Source organism: Bradyrhizobium sp. ma5, assembly GCF_042258955.1.
GTDB lineage: Bacteria > Pseudomonadota > Alphaproteobacteria > Rhizobiales > Xanthobacteraceae > Bradyrhizobium.
The window spans coordinates 2,938,720-2,956,830 of the sequence record NZ_CP170156.1 but is presented as its reverse complement, the minus strand read 5'-3'; the positions used below and the strand labels follow the sequence as shown (position 1 = coordinate 2,956,830).

The window sequence follows — 18,111 nt, the reverse complement described above, 5'->3', positions numbered from 1 at the left end:
CTGCCGACCGGGCATTGTTCGATGGTCAGAGCTTCGGCCGGCGTCAGGCCGCGCGGACGGCGTCGAGGAACTTGCCGACCTCGAGCTTGAGGCGGTTGCTATCACCCGAGAGCGACTGTGCCGCCGACAGCACCTGGCTCGAAGCCGAGCCGGTTTCGTTGGCGCCATGCTGGACGTCGGTGATGTTGGCCGAGACCTGCTGAGTGCCCTGCGCCGCCTGCTGCACGTTGCGGGAAATCTCCTGCGTCGCCGCGCCCTGCTCTTCGACCGCGGCGGCAATGGTGGAGGAGATCTCCGACAGTCGCTCGATGGTCGACGAGATCTCCTTGATCGCGCCGACCGACTCCTGGGTCGCGGTCTGGATGCCGGCGATCTGCTGACCGATCTCGCCGGTCGCCTTCGCGGTCTGCTCAGCCAGCGCCTTCACCTCGGACGCCACGACCGCGAAGCCGCGGCCGGCTTCACCGGCGCGCGCCGCCTCGATGGTGGCGTTCAGCGCCAGCAGATTGGTCTGGCCGGCAATCGTGTTGATCAGTTCGACGACGTCTCCGATGCGCGCGGCCGCCTTCGACAGCTCGCTGACGCGATCGTTGGTGGTGCGCGCCTGGCCGACGGCGTCGCCGGCCATCCGCGCCGATTCCTGCACCTGGCGGCTGATCTCGGTCACCGACGACGACAGCTCTTCGGTCGCCGACGCCACCGACTGCACGTTGGTCGAGGCCTCCTCGGATGCAGCGGCAACCGAGGTAGTCAGTTCCTGCGAACGCCTTGCGGTCGACGACAGCGTGCTGGCCGAGGCTTCGAGCTGGGTCGAGGCCGACGACACGGTCTGCACGATCTCGCCGATCATCTGTTCGAAATTACGGGTGATGGCGTCGACCCGTCGGCCACGCTCGATCTTGGCTTCGGCATCAGCGGCGGCGGCCTCATCGGCCGCCTTCTTGGCGACCAGGGCTTCCTTGAACACCTGCAACGTATCAGCCATGGCGCCGATCTCGGTCTTCTCGCCCTGATGCGGCACTTCCGCGGTCAGGTCGCCGCGGCCAAGCGCCTGCATCGGATTCACGATCGAGGCAATACCGGCGGAGACGTCGCGGATCATCAGGAAGCTGACGCCGACGCCGACGATGATGGCGGCGCCGAGGATCATGGCAAGCAACATGACGGTCGACGCGTAGCTGTTCGCTGCGTCCTGCGCGGCCTTGTCTGCGCCGGCATTGTTGAGGTCGATGTCCTTGCGCAGGATCTCATCCGCCTCGAGGCCGATCTTGTTCACCGTCTTGGCGTTCAGCTCGTGCGCGTCGTGCGGGATCTTGCCGACATCCTTGCGCGACAGGGCCATCACCTCCTCGGTACCCTTCTTGTAACGGGTCCAGGTGTCCACCCATTGATTGTAGAGCGCGCGCTCCTCGGGGGAGGTGATCAACGGTTCATAGATCGCGCGGAACTTGGTGTTGGCCTCGACCACGGTCGCGAGGGTCTTCTCCTGCGCGAGTTTGTCCTCCAGCGTCTCGGACAGCATGTGCTCGCGGATCACGTTGCGGTACGTGATAACGCCGGCGCGCAGATCCCCGAGTGCACGCACGCTCGGCAGCCAGCTGGTCGTGATGTCGACGGTGTTGGCATTGATCGACCGCAGATTCATGACCGCCAGTAGGCCCATGCCCGTTATCGCAACAAGCAGGAATGCAACCACGGCAATGATCTTGGCGCGGATCGAGAATTTGGCGAACATCGTGGGGTCTCTTGGGTGCCGGGCTCGCGAGGCCCGTTCGTGCGGAAAGAAGACTGATGGCGCGGCGGTGCGCCGCACATATCAAAGCCAGCCCCCCTCCTTAAGTAGGGTTAATTTGGTTCCCCGTTGAACTACGGAGTTACCCGTCACCGCCGTGACATGACGCGCGAGAAGCGCGTCAAGGCATCAATGCCAGCGCGTCCGAGAAGAACTCCGGCCCGCCGAAATTGCCTGATTTCAGGGCGAGCACCATCTCGCCTTTTCCAGCGCCGACCGCGCGCAGAACCGGCACGCCCGCAGCGATTTCCGCCCCGACCAGGAATCCCGGGATACAAAGGCGATCGACCACGGCGCCCGACGTTTCACCACCGGCGACCACCAGTCTGTGCACACCCGACCGCACCAGACCCTCGGCGATGTCGGCCATCGCCTGCTCGATCGCATGTCCGGCCGCATCACGGCCATGACGGGATTGCAGAGCTGCCACCTCCTCAGGAGTCGAACTGCTGGCGATCAGGACTGGACCCATGCCGAGCCGCTCTTTGGCCCAGGCGAGCGCGCGCTGCGCCTCGTCCGTGCCGGCAATCACCCGCTCGGGGTCGAGGTGCAGGACCGGCATCACTTTCTCGGCGCTGGCGATCTGACGCAGCGTCGCCTGCGAACAACTGCCGGCGAGGCAGGCGGCCGGCCCGCCGATCGCGGCGCTGGTCACGGCATTCGCAGCTGCCGATTTGGCCTTTCCAGCGGCGACCAGCGCCCGCGCCAGGCCAAGCCCGATGCCGGAGGCGCCGACCGAGAGACCGTGATCCAGCGCCACCTGGCCGATGGTTTCGAGGTCGCGATCGAACACCGCGTCGACGACAGCAGCGCCGATGCCGCTGCGCGCGAGCTCGGCGAGCTTGGCCCGAACCGCCTCGGTGCCGCGGCTCAGCGTCGCCAGATCGACCAGGCCGACCTTGGTCTTGCTCTGGCGCGCCAGCACGCGGACCAGATTGGAATCATGCATCGGGTTGAGCGGATGGTCCTTCAGCGGGCTCTCGTTCAGCGGCACCGAGCCGACGAACAGATTGCCCTGGTACACGGTACGGCCGGTTTCCGGGAAGGCCGGCGTCACCAACACGATGGCGTCTTTCGAATCGGCGCGCAGCGCGTCCATCACCGGACCGATATTGCCGGCATCGGTGGAATCGAAGGTCGAGCAGATCTTGAACAGGATATGCCCGGCGCCGCGGTCGCGCAGCCAGGCCTCCGCGGCGCGCGAACGCGTCACCGCAAGTCCGGCCTCGATCGAGCGGCTCTTCAGCGACACCACGACGGCGTCGACCTCCGGCAGCGCGAGATCGTCGGCGGGCACGCCGATGGTCTGCACCGTGCGCAGGCCGGCGCGGGTCAGCGTGTTGGCGAGGTCGGAGGCGCCGGTATAGTCGTCGGCGACGCAACCGAGAGACAGGTTTCCGGCTCGCGTCACGGCTTCACTCCGGCATAGGGCTTGAACCAGGCGAGACCGTCGGTGGTCTTGCCGCGCGGATTGTATTCGCAGCCGACGAAGCCGCCATAGCCGAGCCGGTCGAGCTCACCGAACAGGAACGGATAGTTCAGCTCCTCGCCGTCGGGCTCGTTGCGCGAGGGGATCGAGGCGATCTGGATGTGGCCGATCACAGGCATCATCTCGCGCAGCCGCATCGTGACATCGCCATGGATGATCTGGCAGTGGTAGATGTCGAATTGGAGCTTCAGGTTCGCGATATCAAGCTCGTTGATCAGGTCGCGCGCGAAGATGAAGTCGTTGAGGAAATAGCCGGGCACGTTGCGCGGATTGATCGGCTCGATCACGACGTCGAGGCCATGCGGCGCGAAGAACTCGGCGGCATAGGCGACCGATTTGCGAAACGCCGCAACCGCTTTGGCATCGCTGCGGTCGGCGATCCCGGCCATCAGATGCACGCGCTTGACGCCGGTCGCCTGCGCATAAGGCAGCGCGGTCTTCAGGCTCGCTTGCAAGTCGGCGAAGCGATCCGGCAGCGCCGCAAATCCCTTCTCGCCGGCGTTCCAGTCGCCTGGCGGCAGGTTGAACAGCGCCTGCGCCAACCCCGCAGCCTTGAGCCGCTTGCCGACCTCGTCGGCCGGATGGTCGTACGGAAACAGGAACTCGACCGCGGTGAAGCCCGCTTTCGCCGCCGCGTCGAAGCGGTCGAGGAACGGGACTTCGTTGAACATCATGGTGAGGTTGGCGGCAAAGCGGGGCATTGCAGAGTCCTCTTATTTTGCGCCGGGAAGCTTGGTACCGGTGACCTGGGCATACATCCGCGCCACCGACGCATCGTCGTCGCGGCCCATGCCGGCGGCCGATGTCATCAGGAACATCTGCAGCGCTGCGGCCGAGACCGGTACCGGGAAGCGCGCATTGCGCGCCATGTCCTGGATGATGCCGAGGTCCTTGACGAAAATCTCCACCGCGCTGCGCGGCGCATAGTCGCCATCGAGCACATGCGGCATGCGGTTCTCGAACATCCAGGAATTGCCGGCGGAGGCCGTGATCACCTCATAGACCTTCCGGATGTCGAGGCCCTGCCTGGCGGCGAAGGCGATCGCCTCCGAGGCGGCCGCGATATGCACGCCAGCCAGCAGCTGGTTGATCATCTTGAACGCGGCGCCCTGCCCTGCGGCATCGCCGAGCTCGTAGAGCTTTGCCGCCATCGCATCCAGCGCCGGCCGCGCCTTTGCGAACGCCGCCGCGCTGCCGGAGGCGAGGATCGTCAATTCACCCTGCGCCGCGCGCTGCGCGCCGCCGGAGATCGGCGCATCAAGATAATGCCGGCCGGTCGCCTCGAGCTGCTTGGCCAGCCGCCGCGCGATATCGGGGTCCATGGTCGCCGAGGAAATGAAGACCGCGTCCTTCGCCAGGGTCTCGGCGGCGCCGTCCTTGCCGAACAGGATGGCCTCGGTCTGCGCCGCATTGACGACGACGCTGACGGCGATGTCGGCATCCCTGGCCGCCTCGGCCGGTGTTTTAGCGCCCTTACCGCCGTCGCCCACGAAGCGCGCGACGGCATCGGCCGACACGTCGCAGCCGGTCACGACAAATCCGGCGCGCCTGAGCGAGGTCGCCATGCCGTACCCCATCGAGCCCAGCCCGATGACGGCGACGTGCGGTGTTGCGGAACTGGACATGCGGCGATCCTCGAACATTTTTAGTTGTTTGAGCATTTTCGAAAAACCGGCTTGGTTTTCGCTAGCGCGGCCCGCCTTTCGCTGGCGCGGCCTGCCGGGTCCGGATCATGCTCGTTGCTGCTTGCCTAACACGGCTTGGCCGTGCTGCCAAAGCATGAGACAAAGTGGAAAGCGGATTGCGGCGAGGCGAAACCGGGTGAGCGAAACAAAGCTTCGTGAGGACATCTGCCGCTTCGGCCGCTCGCTGTTCGAGCGCGGGCTGACGCCAGGCTCCTCGGGTAATATCAGCGTCCGGCTCGACGACGGCGGCTGGCTGGTGACGCCGACCAACGCCTCGCTCGGTTTCCTCGATCCGGCGAAAATGTCGCGGCTCGACGCCGATGGCCGTCTCATCTCCGGCGACGCCCCGACCAAGGAAGTGCCGCTGCACACCGCGCTCTACCAGACGCGCACCAGCGCCGGCGCGGTGGTGCATCTGCACTCGACCCATTCGGTCGCGCTTTCGATGCTGCCCGAGATCGACCCGCGCGCCGCGCTGCCGGCGATGACGGCCTATTATGTCATGAAATGCGGCCAGACCGCGCTGGTGCCCTATTATCGCCCCGGCGACCCCGCCGTTGCCGACGCGATCAGGGGGCTGGCCGGGAAATATTCATCGGTCCTGCTCGCCAATCACGGCCCCGTCGTTTCCGGCGACACGCTGGAGGCGGCGGTGTTCGCGACCGAGGAGCTTGAGGAAACCGCCAAGCTCTATCTGCTGCTGCGCGGGCTGAATCCGCGCTATCTCTCGCCCGAACAGGTGGCGGATTTGACGAAAGTGTTCGGGCTGACGCTGCCGGAGCATCTGCCACACACACCGCCGTCATCCTGAGGTGCGAGCCCTTGCGAGCCTCGAAGGATGGGCCACTCGCTCGCGGCCATCCTTCGAGGCTCGCTCCGCTCGCACCTCCAGCGACAAAGGCTTCGCCTTTGCGCGGGGATGACGGCAGTGCGTGCGGAGACGTCATAGCGGTCGGGCTACAGCCCCAGATACGCCTTGCGCACGTCGGGATTGCCGGTGATCTCGGCCGCGGTGCCCTGCATCAGCACGCGGCCGGTCTGCAGGATGTAGGCACGGTCGGCGATCTCCAGGCATTCGGCCATGCGCTGCTCGACGATCAGGACCGTCATGCCGGCGTCGCGGATGCGCTTCACGGCCTGGAAGATCTCGTCGACCAGCTTCGGCATAATGCCTTGCGACGGCTCGTCGAGCATCAGAAGCCGCGGCCGCGTCATCAGCGCGCGGCCGATCGCGAGCATCTGTTGCTCGCCGCCGGACAAGGTCTCCGCGCGCTGCTCCAGCCGCTCGCCGAGCCGCGGGAACAGATTGAACACCAGATCGAGCGGCGCATCGCGGTCGGACTGGCTGCGATAGAGATAGCTGCCGAGCCGCAGATTGTCGCGCACCGAGAGTCGCGGAAACAGCCGGCGGTTCTCCGGCACGAAGGCGATGCCGCCGGCGGTGATGACGTGCTGCGGCTGGCCGTCGATGCGCTTGCCGTCGAAGGTGACGGTGCCGGCGCGCGGACGCTCGGCGCCGGCGATCGATTTCAACAGCGTCGACTTGCCGGCGCCATTGGCGCCGGCGACGCAGACGATCTCGCCCTTGGTGACGTCGATCGACACCGAGGAGATCGCAACTAGGCCCTGATAGGCGGTGGTGACTTCACGCACCGACAGCATGACGATCCCCGAGATAGGCAGAAATGACTTCCGGATTGCGGACGACTTCCGTTGGCTTGCCCTCGACCAGCACCTTGCCGAGATTGAGCACGATGGCACGGTCGACCAGCGGCATCACGATTTCCATCACATGCTCGACCATCAGCACGGTGACGCCGGTGGCGCGGACCTTGCGCACCAGCTCGACACCGGTCTGTGCCTCGACCGGCGTCAACCCGGTGAGGACTTCGTCGAGCAGCAGCAGCTTCGGTTCGGTGGCGAGCGCACGGGCGACTTCGAGCCGGCGCTTCTCCGACGGGACGAGGTCGGCGGCAAGCTTGCCGGCGCGCGCCGCAAGGCCGCAAAACTCAAGGACCTCGTAGGCCTTCTGTCGCGCGATCCGCATCTTGGTGTTGCGGATCAGCGCGCCGACGATGACGTTGTCGATCACGGTCATGGTCTCGAAGCTCTTGACCACCTGGAAGGTGCGTCCGACACCGCGCTGGCAGCGCTCGGCGGCCGGCAGCTTGGTCACGTCCTCGCCGTCGAAGATGATCGAGCCTTGGGTGGGCGGCAGCACGCCCGCGATCAGATTGAACAGCGTCGATTTTCCGGCGCCGTTCGGGCCGATCAGGCCGACGATCTCGCCGCGGCCGACCGAGATCGAGACGTCGCTGTTGGCGACGAGGCCGCCGAAGCGCTGCCAGACGCCGCGAGTCTCCAGGAGTGCCGTCATCGCGCGGCCTCCTTGCGCCCGGAGAGCATGCTGAACACGCTGACGAGCCCCTTCGGCAGTGCCAGCGAGATCGCGACGATCAGCGCGCCATAGACGATCAGGTCGACGCCGCGGCCGGAACCGCCGACGAAGGACCGCGTCAGTTCGGTGAGCGGGATCAGGATCACGGCGCCGAGCACCGGCCCCCACAGCGTGCCGATGCCCCCGAGCACTGCGGGCAGCGCCATCAACAGCGAGAACTGGAAGCCCATCACGCTTTCGGGGTCGATATAGGAGACGAACTGAGCGTAGAAGCTGCCGCCGACGGCAACGAGGAAGGCGGAGACCGCCGCCGCGCCCATCTTGGAATTGAACACGACGACGCCGAGGCTCTCGGCAGCATCCGGATTATCCTTCACCGCGCGCCACCAATAGCCCCATTTGGAATCTTCCAGCCACCAGGTGACGAGCCAGGCGATGCAGGCCAGCGCCAGCGCGAAATAGAAGTACGGCAGCTTCGAGCGGGTGAACTGGAATTTCAGCCAGCTGTCGCCGCGCACCGGGATATCGATGCCGAGTGCGGCACCCGCCCAATCCCAGTTCTGGATCAAGAGCAGCGCGATCTCCGCGATCACGATGGTCGCGATCACGAAATAATGCCCGCGCAGGCGGAAGCAGGGATAGCCGAGCGCCATCGCGATCACCGCGGAGATCGCCCCGCCCGCCAGCATGCCGAACCACGGCAGCACACCGAACTTGGTGAACAAGAGTGCGGTGGTGTAGGCGCCGAGCCCGAAATACAGCGCGTGCCCGAGCGAGATCTGTCCGCAATAGCCGGACAGGATGTTCCAGCTCTGCGACAGCGCGGCATACATCAGGGTCAGGACCATGATGTTCTGGACGTAGACGTCCTTGACGAACAGCGGCACCAGCGCGGCGATCACCGCAAGGCAGGCCGCCACGATCAGGTCACGCCTGCGGGGTTGGGCGAAGTGGGTGTCCATCACATCGATCCGAACAGGCCACGCGGGCGGATGAAGACGACCAGGAGATAGACGGCATAGATGCCGACCGATTTCAGCGACGGCGGCAGGATCAGCGCGGTGGTCGCCTCGACCAGACCGACGATGATGCCGCCGGCAAAGGCGCCGAACACGCTGCCGAAGCCGCCGAGCGCCACGGTGACGTAGGCGATCAGCGCAAACGACGCGCCGACGTCGGGATAGATGTAGAAGAAGATCGCCATGATGGCGCCGGCAAGTCCGACCAGCGCTGCACCAAGGCCCCAGCCGAGCGCGAACACCCGGTTCTTGTCGATGCCGACCAGCGCCACCGCGCCGGCGTCCTCGCGTGTCGCCTCGAGCGCGCGGCCGAAATCGGTGCGATTGATGAAGAAGTAGAGCGCGACAAAGGCCGCGATCGACAGCATCGCGCCGATCAGCTGCGGCTCCGGCAGATAGATGCCGCCAATCGAGATCGTCTTGCCGCCGACCCAGGAGTTGGTGACGCTGCGGTAGTCCGGCGTGAAGAAGAACTGGGCAAGGCCCCGCATCACAATCGCAAGGCCGAAGGTGGAGAAGATCTGCACCATGCCGGCATTGGCCTTGGCGCGCATCGCGAAGCGGACCACCAGCAGGTAGACCACCGCGCCGAACACGAACAATGCCGCGGCGACCAAAGGCGCCGCAAGCAAGGGATCGATCGCGAAGAACGCGAACAGGAAGAAGGTCACGTACATCGCGATCATCAGGAACTCGCCGTGCGCGAAGTTCACGACGTCCATCAATCCGAAGATCAATGCGAGGCCAGCGGCGATCAGTCCATAGAGCAGCCCCATCAGGAGGCCGCTCGCCAAACTCTGGATAATGGTCTCGGCTGTCACAGTGAGTGCTCCGTGCCTTCGGGGTGACGGCGCATGCCGCGCGTCATTGCGAGCAAAGCGAAGCAATCCATCGTGCCGCAAGCAGATAGAATGGATTGCTTCGTCGCTGCGCTCCTCGCAATGACGAACGTCTTCAGTCCCGGAATAATCACCGCCGTCTGCCCCCCTCTAGCGTCCGACCGATCAGCTGTTCATCGGCCAGATCGCCTCGGAGACGGCGGCCTGTTCCGGGAAGATCGTCACGAAGTTCTTCGCGGTGTATTGCAGCAGTACCGGATCGGCGAAATTGTTCTGCCCCATCTCGTCGAACTTGACGCGCCGCCACGGCATGATGGTGACGTCGCCGGGCATGTCGGTGGCGACCAGCGCTTCGCGGATCTTCTCGCCGTCGGTCGACTTGGCACGGTTGACGGCATCGGCCATCACGATCAGGCCCATGAACTGGCGCGAGGTGTAATCGTTGAAGTCCTTGCCCGACTTGGCGCGGTACATCTCGTTGATGAGACCGACCATCGGCCGCTTCTGTGCCAGATCGAGCGAGAAGCTGCCGCGCGAGATCACGCCCTCGAGCTTGTCGCCGACCGCGTCATAGGTCGCCTTCTCCGAGAAGCCGGCGTCCTGCGCCATGATGTTCTTCGGCTTGTAGCCGAGCTCGGCCATGGTCTTGACCAAGAGGATCGAGTCGGTGGTGTAGCTCGACGGCATCAGCACGTCGGCGTTCGCCGCCTTGAGCTGCTGCACCTCGGCGGTCAGCGACGGCGAGTTGGCGCGGTACTTGATGTCGGCCACGATCTTGTAGCCACGCTCGCCGGCGAGCTTGGTCTGGGCGTTCGCCGAATCGGTGCCGAAGATGGTGTCCTCGTGGAACAGCGCCAGGGACTCGATCTTCTGGCCCTTCTTCTTCATCGCATCGAAGAAGTCGAACATCGCGGCCGAGAACATCTCGTCATGCGGCGAGGCGCGGAAATAATACTTCAGGCCGCGGCGATGCAGGCTCGGCGAGGAGTTGTCGGCCGAGATGAACGGGACGCCGTAGCGCTCGCAGGTCTGGCTGACGGTGACGGCAACCGCGCTCTGATAGGTGCCGACGACAGCGCAGACCTTCTCCTGGGTGATCAGGCGCTCGGTCTCGGCGCGGCCCTTCTGCGGATCGGCCTGATGGTCGGCGAACACCAGGCGGACCTTGGCGCCGCCGAGGCCGGACAAGCCCTCGCCCTTGGCGAGCGGCAGCGCGAAATCATAGTTCTTGTTGATGATCTCGGCCGCAGTGTTGAAGGCATGCTGCGCGTCGACGCCGATCGCGGCGCTGGAGCCGGACAGCGGATAGATCACGCCGATTGCCACTTCACTCGTTTGCGCGCGCGCGGCCATCGGACCGAGCGCAGCGGCGGCAGTGGCACCCAGCAACACGTTACGGCGAGAGATCGTCATCGAAATTCCCCTTGGTCAGCTTGTTATTATCGATGTGACGCTTGTAGCGCGCAGTAAAGCCTCAATGAATTGCACGAATTGCCTATTCAGAGCACAGCCAGCTGCTTGTTCCTGAGATCGGTCACCAGCATCAGGCCCGGCGAATGCGTGATCGCGAAAGGCAGCTTCGCACTTGCGATCACCGATTGCGGCGTCACGCCACAGGCCCAGAACACCGGGATCTCGTCATCGGCCACCGGCACCGGATCGCCATAGTCGGGCTTGGCGATGTCCTTGATGCCGATTGCATGCGGATGGCCGAGATGGACCGGTGCGCCGTGCACCGACGGGAAACGCGAGGTGATCTGCACCGCGCGGATCGCATCCGCCGGCTTGAACGGGCGCATCGACACCACCATCGGTCCCGCGAACGGCCCCGACGGCTGGCAGGCGATGTTGGTCCGGTACATTGGCACACGCAGGTTGCGTTCGATGTGACGGATCGGCAGCCCGTCCTCCAGCAGCGCCTCCTCGAACGAATAGGAGCAGCCGAGCACGAAGGTGACGAGATCGTCGCGCCAGTATTTGGTGATGTCGGTCGGCTCGTCCGCCACCTCGCCGTCGCGCCAGACCCGGTAGCGCGGCACGTCGGTGCGGATGTCGAGGTCGAGGCCGAGCGCGGGGATCCGGGGATCGCCCACATCCGACATGCCGATGATCGGGCACGGTTTCGGATTGAGCTGGCAGAAGCGATGGAAGGCGCCGGCGAGCTTCTCCGGCAGGATCGCCAGATTGCCCTGGACGAAACCGTTGGCGAGACCGGCCGTGGTGGCCGATGCCATGCCGTTGCGGCTGGCGCGCCGCGCTTCGACGCTCGCCAGCACCGGCTCCCTCTGAGATCGCTGCACTGCCGCAAAAACAGTCATGGGATTCTCCTGCCCATAATCTCGACAAGGACAAACCAACACCAAGCGTGATATAATGTCTAATCGTCCTTTCTAATCAAAATCGATAAATAGGATTTATCGATCGGGGATATGCTTCCAATGACGGACTTCCGCTCGATCGAAACCTTCCTCTGGGTCGTCAAGCTCGGCAGCTTCCGCGGCGCCGCCCAGCGGCTCAACACCACCCAGCCGGCGATCTCCCAGCGCATCGCCCAGTTGGAGCGCGAGATGGGCGTCAAGCTGTTGAACCGGGATCACCGGGTGGCCTCGCCGACGCCGAGCGGACGGCTGATGATGACCTACGCCGAAAAGCTGATCGGCCTGCGTTCGGAGATGATGGCGGAGGTCGGCGACCGCTCGGCGATGCGCGGCGCGCTGCGGCTCGGTGTCGCGGAGACCATCGTGCACACCTGGCTGCCGCGGCTGGTCAAGAGCGTCAACGAGATCTACCCGAACCTGTCGCTGGAGATCGAGGTCGACATCACGCCGAACCTGACCCCGCGACTGCTGGCGCAGGAGATCGAGCTCGCCTTCGTGCTCGGACCGGTCTCGGCATCCGGCGCGCACAATCATGTGCTGTGCGATTACCCGATCGGTTTCCTGGCGAGCCCGTCGCTCGGCCTCGGCCCCGGCCCGGTGGCGCGGCGGGATCTGGCGCGGTTTCCGATCATCACGTTTCCGCGCAAGACCCAGCCCTATGAGACCGTGCGCGCGCTGTTCAATGCCCCCGATCTGCCGCCGATCCGGCTGCATGCCTCGACCTCGCTCGCGACCGTGATCCACATGGCCAATGAAGGCCTTGGCATTGCCGTCATTCCATCGGCGATCGTCGAGAACGAGCTCGCCGACGGCCGCTTGCAATTGCTCGATACCGACCTCAAGCTGCCGCCCCTCACCTTCACCGCGAGCTGGCTCGCCTCCCCCGATGCGGTCGCCATCGAGCGTGTCGCCCATCTCGCCAGGCAGATCGCGCAGGCGAGCGTGGCGGTTGACGCGATGGAAGCGGCGCGCCATTGAACGAGTGCCGGATAATCAAATGTCATTCCGGAATGGTCCGAAGGACCAGACCCGGAATCTCGAGATTCCGGGTTCGATGCTGGCGCATCGCCCCGGAATGACCGAATAAAAATGGACTGACGACATGAGCCGAGCCGCCACCAACCTGCAGATCGATTCCGCCCGCCTCTGGGGCACCATCCACGAAACCGCGCAGTTCGGCGCAACGCCAAAGGGCGGCGTGCGGCGGCTGACCCTCGGCGCCGAAGACAAGCAGGTGCGCGACTGGTTCCGCAAGGCCTGCGAGAGCGCCGGCCTCGAGGTGCAGGTCGACGCGCTCGGCTCGATGTTCGGGTTGCGCAAAGGGCGGGATATGTCGAAGCCGCCGATCGGCGTCGGCTCGCATCTCGACACCCAGCCGACCGGCGGCAAATATGACGGCATCCTCGGCACGCTGGCCGGGCTCGAACTGGTGCGCACGCTCAACGATGCCGGGATCGAGACCGAGCTGCCGATCTGCATCTGCAACTGGACCAACGAAGAAGGCTCGCGCTTTGCGCCGGCGATGATGGCCTCGGCCGCCTATGTCGGCGATTTCACCACCGACGACATTCTGTCGCGCAAGGATGCCGAGGGCGTCACGGTGGCGCAGGCGCTGGACTCGATCGGTTATCGCGGCAATGCCCCGGTCGGGCGGCAGAAGTTCACCAGCTTCGTCGAGTTGCACATCGAGCAGGGCCCGATCCTGGAGGCCGAAGGCAAGACCATCGGCGTGGTCGATTCCGGCCAGGGCGTGCTGTGGTACGACGGCAAGATCGTGGGCTTCGAGAGCCATGCCGGCTCGACCCCGATGCCGCTGCGCCGCGATGCGCTGGCGACGCTGTCGGAGATCGTGCTGGCGATGGAAAGCATCGCAAAGAAACATGGCCCGAAGGCGGTCGGCACCATCGGCGAGGCGGTGATCGCAAGCCCCTCGCGCAACGTCATCCCCGGCGAGATCGCCTTCACGGTGGATTGCCGCAGCGCCGATGCTGCGATCATGGACGCGCTGGATCGCGATCTCCGGGCTGCGGTCACCGAGATCGCAGCAAAGCGCAAGGTCGAGGTTCAGCTTGATCTCGTCTGGCGCAAGGCGCCGACACATTTCGACCCGAAGCTGGTCGACGCCGTGGAGAACGCGGCCCAGCAGCTCGGCTATTCGCACCGCCGCATCACCTCCGGCGCCGGCCACGACGCCTGCAACCTCAACACGGTGATGCCGGCGGCGATGGTGTTCGTGCCCTGCAAGGACGGCATCAGCCATAACGAGCTGGAAGACGCCACGCAGACCGATTGCGCCGCCGGCGCCAACGTCCTGATGCATACGGTGCTGGCGCTCGCCGGCGTCGCATCCTGATCATCCCTTCTTCCTTCAATGGAGGCTTTCGTGCGCGCAGTGTTTGTCGACGCCAATGAATCGCTCGCTGTCATCACGGAGCGGCTGGAAAAGCCCGGCGATCCCAAGATGCGGATCAACCGCAACCCGGACATCAAGTCCGAGGACTATCCGGCGGTGCTCGACGGCGCCGAGATCGCGGTCGTCGATCACACCGCGCTGCCGACCGACATCGCGAAAAAGTGCGCCGGCCTGAAGCACGTCGTGTTCCTCGGCACCGGCGCGCGCAGCTATATGAATCCGGAAGAGCTCGCGGAGCTCGGCATCTCCGTGCATCTGATCAAGGGTTATGGCGACACCGCGGTTGCGGAATCCGCGATCGCGCTGATGTGGTCGTCGGCGCGGGTGATCGCGCAGATGGACCGCGAGATGCGCGCCGGCAACTGGCTGCGCGAGGACGGCATGCAGCTCACCGGCAAGACGCTCGGCCTGGTCGGCTTCGGCGGCATCGCCGCCGAGGTCGCCCGCATCGCGCTCGGCAGCGGCATGAAGGTGATCGCCTGGAACCGGTCGCCGAAGAGCCATCCGGGCGTCGAATTCACCGAGCTCGACACCGTGCTGGCAAACAGCGACGTGGTCTCGCTCCATCTGCTCTTGAACGACGAGACCCGCGGGATGATCACGCGCGAGAAGATCGCCAAGATGAAGAAGGGCGTGGTGCTGATCAACACCGCCCGCGGCGCCATCGTCGATGAGCAGGCGATGATCGATGCGCTCAACTCCGGCCACATCCGCCACGCCGGCCTCGACGTCTACAACATCGAGCCGCTGCCGAAGGATCACCCGCTGACGAAGATCCCGAACGTGACGCTGTCGGCGCATTCCGCGTTCCGCACGCCCGAAGCGAGCGAGAACCTGATCCATGCGGCATGGGAGCATTGCCGCAGGATCGTGAAGCAATAATTATCGGCGTCGTCCTGGACAAGCGAGCGTAGCGAGCGCAATCCAGGACCCATTACCGCCGGCCTGTGTCATCGCGCAGGGCGGTGGTCAGACCTATCAAGCCAACAAGCACTCGGGGTAATGGGTCCTGGCTTTCGCCAGGACGACCCGTGGTTGACAACGCAGCCTACTCCACCATCTCCGCCACGGCCTTGCCGCACGCCGTGGTGTCGGCGTTGCCGCCGAGATCACGCGTGCGCAGCGTGCGTTCGCCGAGCGTGCGCTCGATCGCGCCGACGATCGCGGCTGCCGCCTGCTTCTCGCCGAGATGCTCCAGCATCATCGCGCCCGACCAGATCATGCCGATCGGGTTGGCGATGCCCTGCCCCGCGATATCAGGCGCCGAGCCGTGCACCGGCTCGAACACTGACGGGAAATTGCCTTCCGGATTGATGTTGCCCGACGGCGCGATGCCGATCGTGCCAGTGCAGGCCGGACCGAGGTCGGAGAGAATGTCCCCGAACAGATTGGAGCCGACCACGACGTCGAACCAGTCCGGATGCAGCACGAAGTTCGCGGTGAGAATGTCGATGTGGTATTTGTCCCACTTCACGCCGGGATACTTCTTGGCCATCGCCTCCACGCGCTCGTCCCAATAGGGCATGGTGATGGAGATGCCGTTCGACTTGGTCGCCGAAGTCAGATGCTTCTTCGGCCGCGACTGCGCCAGATCGAACGCGAATTTCAGGATGCGGTCGACGCCGATGCGGGTCATCACGGTCTGCTGCGTGACGAATTCGCGGTCGGTATCCGGGAACATGCGGCCGCCGACCGAGGAATATTCGCCTTCGGTGTTCTCGCGCACCACCCAGAAGTCGATATCGCCGGGCTTGCGGTTTGCCAGCGGCGACGGCACGCCGGGCATCAACCGCACCGGGCGCAGGTTGACGTACTGGTCGAATTCACGGCGGAACTTGATCAGCGAACCCCACAGCGAAATGTGATCCGGGATCTTGGCCGGCCAGCCGACCGCGCCGAAATAGATCGCGTCATGCTTACCGATCTGGTCCTTCCAGTCGGCCGGCATCATCTCGCCGTGCTTCTCGTAATAGTCGTAGGAGGCGAAGTCGAAATGGTCGAACTTCACGTCGACGCCGTGTTTCTTCGCCGCCGCCTCGATGACGCGCAGGCCCTCCGGCATCACTTCCTTGCCGATGCCGTCACCGGGAATGACTGCAATCCGATACTGCTTTTTGCTGCTCATCGAGAACACCCTTGTGATTTGCCCGGCCGGCAATGCCGCCTATCCTGATGGTCCTGCAATGGACCAAACTTCGCGCGAGCGCAACGCTGCAGTGCAGTGTTGACCGCGGCGCGACCCTGCCCCACCAATTTCGCTGACATCCATTCCTCATACCAAAGCGAGACATCCCATGGATCTGCATCTGCGCGGCAAACGTGTCCTGATCACCGGCGCCTCCAAGGGCATTGGCGCGGCCGCCGCCGAAGCCTTTGCCGAGGAAGGTGCCAATTTGCTGCTCGCCGCCCGCAACGGCGAGCAATTGAAGGCACTGGCCGAGCGGCTGCGCTCCGCGCACCAGATCGATGCCGCGATCAGCGTCGTCGACCTGCGCAAATCCGAAGATCTTGCGCGATTGGCCAAGGAGGCCGCCGACATCGACATCCTCGTCAATAACGCCGGCGACATCCCCGGCGGCTCGATCGACAAGATCGACGAGGCGACCTGGCGGCACGCCTGGGAGCTCAAGGTGTTCGGCTATGTCAATCTGACGCGCGCGGTCTACGCCCAGATGAAGGCGCGCGGCGGCGGCGTGATCGTCAACGACATCGGCGCAGCCGGCGAGAAGTTCGACGCCAATTACATCTGCGGCAGCGCCGGCAATGCGGCGCTGATGTCGTTCACCCGCGCACTCGGCGGCAAGAGCCTCGCCGACAACATCCGCGTCGTCGGCATCAACCCCGGCCCGGTCGGCACCGACCGCCACGTCACGCTGCTCAAGACCCGCGCCAAGAGCCAGTTCGGCGACGAGAACCGCTACAAGGAGTTCCAGAAGGGCCTCCCGCTCGGCCGCCCCGCGCACGCGCGCGAGATCGGCGACCTTATGGCGTTCCTTGCGTCAGATCGCGCCGGCTATACGTCGGGCGTGATCTACACGGTCGATGGCGGGCTGACGTCGGGGTGGGGTTAGTTCCCACCACGTCATTGCGAGCGAAGCGAAGCAATCCATGCGTCGGCATATGCGGAGCGATGGATTGCTTCGTCGCTTCGCTCCTCGCAATGACGGCCTAGTCGGCCGTCCGTTCGAACAACTGCCGGATCAGCGTGGTGACGCGCCCCTGCGGCGCCAGCATCTGGTTCATGATCGAGAAATGATCGGCTCCCGCGATCTCCTCATAGGTCACCGGCAAGCCGTAACGGGCGCGATGGCCGGCGAAATCGGCGGTCTGCTTGCGCAGCAGCGGCAGTTCGGCGCTGCCGACCACGAGCGACAGCGGCTTTGCCGTGCCGCCTTCCTGCATCGTGGGCGAATTGCGCCGTGAAGAGGCTTCGTCGAGCCTCAGCTTCTCGTTGAGGTAGGAATGCCTGATCGGCTCGAGGTCATAGATGCCGGAGATCGCCATGCCGGCCCGGACATGGGCGTTCGACAACGCCATTGACGTCAGATGTCCGCCGGCCGACCAGCCCGACACGACAATGCCTTCGGCAGCGGCGCCGAGCGCGGGTAACTGCCCGGCCAGAAAATCGATGCTGGCGTGAATTTCGGCGACGATGTCATCGAGCGTCGCATCCGGCGCCAGCGTGTAGCCGATCAGGGCCACATTGATGCCGTGCGACATCGGCCCCTCGGCAAAGAGCGTGAACACCTCCTTGGCGCGGGTTTGCCAATAGCCGCCGTGGATGAACAGCAAGGTCGGCGCGCCGTCGCGGGCTTTAAGGAAATCGATCCGGTTGCGTTCACGCGGACCGTACCGGAGGTCGAGATGGTCGGGATGCTTCCGCCGCGTCGCCGCGGAGCGCTGCTCCCAGCCGGCGGCGATCTCGGCGCTGCCCTTGACGGCAACGCCATTGTTCAAGCCGAGGTCCCGCTCCTGCTGGCTCATCGCGCGCCAGTCCAGCGCGGAAAACAACGCTGCCATCCCTGCCTCTTCGGTTCTCGTCGCATTGCCACGACGGCAGGAAATGTTCTACAGCACAAGGAAACAGAAGACATAGGA

General features: G+C 64.9%; 17 protein-coding genes. 5 read left to right on the top strand and 12 right to left on the bottom strand.

The window, feature by feature from the left end; genetic code table 11:
- Positions 1 to 43: 43 nt before the first annotated feature.
- The 4 genes from ACE103_RS13595 to ltnD form a co-directional block, all read right to left on the bottom strand.
- Positions 44 to 1,735: a methyl-accepting chemotaxis protein gene (locus ACE103_RS13595; protein WP_375779837.1), complete on the bottom strand. Its 1,692-nt coding sequence runs from the start codon at positions 1,733 to 1,735 to the stop codon at positions 44 to 46.
- Between the two features lie 178 nt (positions 1,736 to 1,913).
- Positions 1,914 to 3,203 carry a 3-oxo-tetronate kinase gene (gene otnK, locus ACE103_RS13590; RefSeq protein WP_375779836.1) on the bottom strand — a complete coding sequence of 430 codons (1,290 nt, stop codon included), beginning with the start codon at positions 3,201 to 3,203 and terminating at the stop codon, positions 1,914 to 1,916.
- A complete protein-coding gene (gene otnI / locus ACE103_RS13585) occupies positions 3,200 to 3,982 on the bottom strand; it encodes a 2-oxo-tetronate isomerase (RefSeq protein WP_375779835.1) in 783 nt (260 codons plus the stop codon). The genes otnK and otnI overlap by 4 nt, the downstream gene beginning before the upstream one ends.
- Positions 3,983 to 3,994: 12 nt before the next feature.
- A complete protein-coding gene (gene ltnD, locus ACE103_RS13580) occupies positions 3,995 to 4,906 on the bottom strand; it encodes an L-threonate dehydrogenase (RefSeq protein WP_375779834.1) in 912 nt (303 codons plus the stop codon).
- Positions 4,907 to 5,102: 196 nt separating this feature from the next.
- Between ltnD and ACE103_RS13575 the strand changes: the two genes are divergently transcribed.
- Entirely contained in the window at positions 5,103 to 5,777 is a 675-nt protein-coding gene (locus tag ACE103_RS13575; RefSeq protein ID WP_375779833.1) for an aldolase, read from the top strand.
- A 146-nt stretch (positions 5,778 to 5,923) separates the two neighbouring features.
- On the opposite strand, the gene ACE103_RS13570 is transcribed toward ACE103_RS13575, so the two are convergent.
- The 6 genes from ACE103_RS13570 to ACE103_RS13545 all read right to left on the bottom strand — a co-directional run bounded on the left by ACE103_RS13570 (position 5,924) and on the right by ACE103_RS13545 (position 11,540).
- Entirely contained in the window at positions 5,924 to 6,628 is a 705-nt protein-coding gene (locus ACE103_RS13570; RefSeq protein WP_092125049.1) for an ABC transporter ATP-binding protein, read from the bottom strand.
- Entirely contained in the window at positions 6,612 to 7,343 is a 732-nt protein-coding gene (locus tag ACE103_RS13565; RefSeq protein ID WP_375779832.1) for an ABC transporter ATP-binding protein, read from the bottom strand. Before ACE103_RS13565 ends, ACE103_RS13570 begins: the two co-directional genes overlap by 17 nt.
- Positions 7,340 to 8,326, bottom strand: coding sequence for a branched-chain amino acid ABC transporter permease (locus ACE103_RS13560; RefSeq protein WP_375779831.1), 987 nt, complete (start codon positions 8,324 to 8,326; stop codon positions 7,340 to 7,342). Before ACE103_RS13560 ends, ACE103_RS13565 begins: the two co-directional genes overlap by 4 nt.
- Entirely contained in the window at positions 8,326 to 9,159 is an 834-nt protein-coding gene (locus ACE103_RS13555) for a branched-chain amino acid ABC transporter permease (RefSeq protein WP_249788354.1), read from the bottom strand. The genes ACE103_RS13560 and ACE103_RS13555 overlap by 1 nt, the downstream gene beginning before the upstream one ends.
- Before the next feature lie 228 nt (positions 9,160 to 9,387).
- Positions 9,388 to 10,635: an ABC transporter substrate-binding protein gene (locus tag ACE103_RS13550; protein ID WP_375779830.1), complete on the bottom strand. Its 1,248-nt coding sequence runs from the start codon at positions 10,633 to 10,635 to the stop codon at positions 9,388 to 9,390.
- Between the two features lie 86 nt (positions 10,636 to 10,721).
- Positions 10,722 to 11,540: a putative hydro-lyase gene (locus tag ACE103_RS13545; RefSeq protein ID WP_375779829.1), complete on the bottom strand. Its 819-nt coding sequence runs from the start codon at positions 11,538 to 11,540 to the stop codon at positions 10,722 to 10,724.
- 120 nt (positions 11,541 to 11,660) lie between these two features.
- Here ACE103_RS13545 and ACE103_RS13540 point away from each other — a divergent pair, with 120 nt between their 5' ends.
- The 3 genes from ACE103_RS13540 to ACE103_RS13530 all read left to right on the top strand — a co-directional run bounded on the left by ACE103_RS13540 (position 11,661) and on the right by ACE103_RS13530 (position 14,895).
- Positions 11,661 to 12,578: a LysR family transcriptional regulator gene (locus ACE103_RS13540; RefSeq protein WP_212311182.1), complete on the top strand. Its 918-nt coding sequence runs from the start codon at positions 11,661 to 11,663 to the stop codon at positions 12,576 to 12,578.
- Positions 12,579 to 12,702: 124 nt separating this feature from the next.
- Positions 12,703 to 13,953: a Zn-dependent hydrolase gene (locus ACE103_RS13535; protein WP_375779828.1), complete on the top strand. Its 1,251-nt coding sequence runs from the start codon at positions 12,703 to 12,705 to the stop codon at positions 13,951 to 13,953.
- 30 nt (positions 13,954 to 13,983) lie between these two features.
- Complete coding sequence (locus ACE103_RS13530; protein ID WP_375779827.1) at positions 13,984 to 14,895, top strand: NAD(P)-dependent oxidoreductase; 912 nt, start codon at positions 13,984 to 13,986, stop codon at positions 14,893 to 14,895.
- A gap of 166 nt (positions 14,896 to 15,061) precedes the next feature.
- Here the strand turns inward: ACE103_RS13530 and ACE103_RS13525 are convergent, their stop codons facing one another.
- The gene (locus ACE103_RS13525; RefSeq protein ID WP_097670499.1) at positions 15,062 to 16,138 is read right to left on the bottom strand and encodes a tartrate dehydrogenase; all 1,077 of its coding nucleotides are present in this window, start codon (positions 16,136 to 16,138) and stop codon (positions 15,062 to 15,064) included.
- A gap of 169 nt (positions 16,139 to 16,307) precedes the next feature.
- Between ACE103_RS13525 and ACE103_RS13520 the strand changes: the two genes are divergently transcribed.
- On the top strand, positions 16,308 to 17,084 hold the full coding sequence (locus ACE103_RS13520; protein WP_375779826.1) for an SDR family oxidoreductase: 777 nt from the start codon (positions 16,308 to 16,310) through the stop codon (positions 17,082 to 17,084).
- Between the two features lie 97 nt (positions 17,085 to 17,181).
- On the opposite strand, the gene ACE103_RS13515 is transcribed toward ACE103_RS13520, so the two are convergent.
- Positions 17,182 to 18,033 carry an alpha/beta hydrolase gene (locus tag ACE103_RS13515; protein ID WP_375779825.1) on the bottom strand — a complete coding sequence of 284 codons (852 nt, stop codon included), beginning with the start codon at positions 18,031 to 18,033 and terminating at the stop codon, positions 17,182 to 17,184.
- Positions 18,034 to 18,111: the final 78 nt, after the last annotated feature.